This window comes from Lentiprolixibacter sp. (genome assembly GCF_982873095.1).
This window is the reverse complement of the sequence record NZ_CEYNTP010000251.1, coordinates 1-3,963: the sequence shown is the minus strand read 5'-3', so window position 1 is coordinate 3,963 and position 3,963 is coordinate 1. Positions and strand designations below refer to the sequence as shown.

Sequence of the window (3,963 nt, the reverse complement as noted above, 5' to 3'; positions counted from 1 at the left end):
TACGTAAAGGACAAGCTTTGCCCTCTAAATTGTTTTTATTGAAAGTGTAATATTCCGAAACAACCCCTTATTTTTAGCCCATGGAAGAATGGTATCATTACCTGTTGTTGGTAGGAGTTGGGTTCGTAGTGGGCTTTATCAATACCATCGCGGGAGGGGCATCGCTGATTTCCCTGCCGGTGCTCATCTTCCTGGGATTACCACCCAGCGTAGCCAACGGGACCAACCGGGTGGCCATTGTGATACAGACGGCCATTGGGGTGGCAGGTTTTAAAAGTAAGGGCGTTTCCACCTATCCCTATAACCTCTACCTGGGCATCTCCGCTTTACTGGGGGCCATTATTGGGGCCTACATTGCCGTGGATATAAGAGGGGAAACCTTTAACCGCATCCTGGCCATCATCATGATTGCCGTGGTCCTCCTCATTGTGTTCAAACCTAAAGTTAGCGTAGCCGACCTCCAGGAACGCGTGACCGGAAAATACAAATGGATAGGGATGATTGCCTTTTTCTTTTTCGGGATCTATGGGGGTTTTATCAATGCCGGGATCGGGTTTGTTATCCTGCTCTTCCTCAACCATGTGAACCGTATGACCCTGGTAAGGGCCAACGCCACTAAGGTGGCTGTGGTATTTATCTACACCCTTTCTGCCTTAGCCGTCTTCCTGTACAATGACAAGATCATATGGAAAGTGGGCCTGGTACTGGCCATAGGGAACGGGGCAGGGGCCTGGTTGTCCAGTCGGATCTCAGTGGTAAAGGGAGATGGATTTATCAAGACTTTCCTGGTTATTATGGTTGTCCTTATGGCGATCAAACTGTGGTTTTTCACCTGACCCGCTTTTTTAAGACCAAAAACCGCCATTTTAAGGTCCAAAAACACGCTTACCTTTTAATTTATCCAAAAAAGCTCCGATAAACTGACCTATTTTTCGGGTCAGCGGGCAACGATTTTTCTTATTTCTTCCCTTTCCTTTTCATTTGATTCCGTTGATCGTGAAAAATCAGCTTTTCCCCGAAACTGATAAAAATTCATAGGGTTTTCCTCAAATTTTAACAAAAAAACACCCAAAAAACACCAAAACCTATGAAAAATTCATAATAACAACTTCAGCACTCTTTCGAAATTTGGCCAGACAAACCCCCAACATCTTGTATTATGATCAGCGTAATAACCTACAGAAAAGTGATGGCTTCCCTCATGTTGCTGGCGTGTCTTACCGTCACAGCACAGCGGGGTACTCAGACCTCTTTCGCTGTGCAGAAGGAAGCCGAGAAACGGATCAAAGATTACCAGAAGCTTATCCGGCTTGGGTATACAGACCGGGAAATCTTTGAAGACCTTGGAAATGTGAATTTCCTGACAGAAAACTATGAAACTGCGGCCTTCTGGTACCAGAAACTTATCGACCTCAGCGGAGTAGATAATGTTTCACAAAGCTACCATGAACGGTACCTCTATGCACGTCAACAGGCTGGAATCGTCAAAGGCGGACAGCAGATTGCTGAGCGCGATTGGTTCTCCCGAATCAAGGAGGATTACCAGATCGACAGGAGCCCTCTGGAAGACGAACTTACCCGCAGGCTGGCGGAAAATTACCGTGCACCTGACTTTGGCAGGAACAATGCTTCCATGGCGGATTTGAGTTTCTTTGAGTCACAAAATGTGGTGAGCTCAGGTCAGCGTTCTGACCAGCGTTCCTATGCACCACCCGTAGCTTTGTCTGCAGACGGAAGGACGGCCTATTTCACCAAAGTGGTTTATGTAAAACCCCTGTATGGTGTATTCTCCAAGAAGCAACCCCTGACCAAGATCTTCAAGGCAGAACGCATTGGCAACCAATGGACCAATGTACAGGAAGTGGCCGTATGCCCAAAATATGCCTCTGCAATGCACCCTGCCGTGTCCCAGGACGGGAAACGCCTTTTCTTTGCCTCAGACATGCCGGGCACCTATGGGAAATACGATATCTATGTTTCGGACATCCAACGGGATGGCAGCCTGGGCATTGCCAAAAACCTGGGAGAAAAAGTAAATACGAGGAAAAACGACCTCTATCCCAGTGTAGTGGGAGATAACCTGCTCTTCTTTGCCTCTGATGGCCGGGAAGGATATGGCGGACTGGATCTCTACGCGGTGCAGGTGGTGTCTAACAATGTGGGCCTTGCCATGAATATCGGGGCGCCGTTTAACAGTCGGCAGGATGACTATGCCCTCAAGGTAAAAGCAGACCAGGGCCTGGCCTATGTGGTCTCTAACCGGGGCGCCAACCCAAGCGATGTACAGGAATTGGTATTCACCTACGGGGACAAGAGCAAAAAAGCCCTTGCAGAAAACCAAAACCAATTCATAGAGCTTTTGCCTATCGACCCCAACTCGGGATATTCGAACACGGTTTTTGAATACGAGGACTAATACCCTGGAATTATAAGTTCCCTACCCGAAGATGGCTTCGGGATATAAAAACCCAGCGATTATCAGGAAGCAGGAAGGAGTGTTTTCCTGTAACAAAAGGAAAACACTCCCCGGCAACCCGATAAAAATTACAACCCAATGAAAGCTTTTAATAGTAACCTACAGTACGTATTCCCACTCCTGCTACTGGCCTTAATTTTTAGCGTCAACACGGCCAGCGCCCAGGAAACGGAAAATCCGGGCAACTTTAGCAGCGTAAAGAGCCCGTTTCACAACCAGTTGTTCTTCAACAGGTTTCTGATTAACCCGACATTTTCTTTGGTTCGGGAGAACAAATCTTATCTGAATATCCTGCACAGGAATCAGTATGCCTCCTATGAGGACAATATCCAGAACTACTATCTGGGATTTAGTAACAAGCTAAACGAAAATACCGCCCTCGGTATTGGCCTTTACGGTCAGTGGGAAGGGGTAATGCAGGAATTTGGATTTAATGCCAACTACGCCCGTGCAGTTCGACTGGGCGATAATACGAAACTCACCTTCGGTACCAATATCACCTATGTTAGCCAGGGGATAGACCGCAGCAAGATTGTGACCCCGGAGAACGATCCTACCCTGGAGGAAACAGCAAAGCAAAGCAAAATTGTTATAGAACCCGGTATGGCCCTATCTATGGGAAGGTTTGATGTGGCCCTTTATGCAACAGACCTGATCCGTTACAACCAAACCACCAACAACCTGGTTACCGGACTTGATGTAAACAACCTAAGGGCGGCTTTGCAATACACGCATCCCCTTTCTGCCCGCTCCGGAATATTTGAGAACGGACGCCTTATGCCGTTGCTGCAAGTAGGCAAGAACACAGAAGACCGTTTTACCTATATCGGTTCCCTCTTGCTCGACCTGCCCAATTACGGCTGGTTTCAGACAACCTATGACGAAACCTATGGCGTATCTATGGGGCTTGGGTTCAACCTGAACAGGAGGCTGTCTATCGGGTACCTGATGGAAAAGGATGTTACCGATGCAGGAGGTAACCTGGGCTGGAACCATGAATTGTCCCTTGCCTATACCTTTAAGGATGAAGATGCCAATCCGGAAAACTATGCCAATGCCAGTAAGGACCGTCAGATCGATGAGATCGTTCGGAATTACGAAGAGCAGATCCTGGAACTGAAAGCTGAAAAGGATGCTAATACCGTTGTAAGCACTATGGTGGAATCCAATGCCCTGGCTATGGAGAACCGGCTTATCCTGGACGAGTTGATCCTGAGACAGGATTCTATTGAAAGAGCACGAAATCAACAGTTTGAAAAGAAATTTGAGACGCTGGTCCGTATGATCCGCAAAGAGATCAGGGAAGGGGCAGAGGAACCTGCCCACAGGGCGACCAGGCGTAAGATCCCTACCGCTTTGGCAGAATCAGCCCCGGTGAAACGGCCTGAAACGAAGCCTGCAAAGCGCGACTTTAAAGAATTACCAATACGAGCTAAAAATCGGTCGGATATCGTTGGAGTGTCATCTGGTTATTACTTAATTGCTAA

General features: G+C 47.6%; 3 protein-coding genes. All 3 read left to right on the top strand.

Translation table 11 applies throughout. The features are described from left to right. Window positions 1–80 precede the first annotated feature (80 nt). A complete protein-coding gene (locus tag AC4E7D_RS12595) occupies window positions 81–836 on the top strand; it encodes a sulfite exporter TauE/SafE family protein (protein ID WP_490174140.1) in 756 nt (251 codons plus the stop codon). Between the two features lie 323 nt (window positions 837–1,159). Next, window positions 1,160–2,416: a TolB-like translocation protein gene (locus tag AC4E7D_RS12590; RefSeq protein ID WP_490174139.1), complete on the top strand. Its 1,257-nt coding sequence runs from the start codon at window positions 1,160–1,162 to the stop codon at window positions 2,414–2,416. 138 nt (window positions 2,417–2,554) lie between these two features. After that, the coding region (locus tag AC4E7D_RS12585; protein ID WP_490174138.1) for a PorP/SprF family type IX secretion system membrane protein at window positions 2,555–3,963 on the top strand (1,409 nt) is incomplete at its 3' end.

Coding starts and splice junctions, on each gene's coding strand:
- AC4E7D_RS12595 (WP_490174140.1), top strand. CDS start 81: ATGGAAGAATGGTATCATTACCTGTTGTTGGTAGGAGTTGGGTTCGTA.
- AC4E7D_RS12590 (WP_490174139.1), top strand. CDS start 1,160: ATGATCAGCGTAATAACCTACAGAAAAGTGATGGCTTCCCTCATGTTG.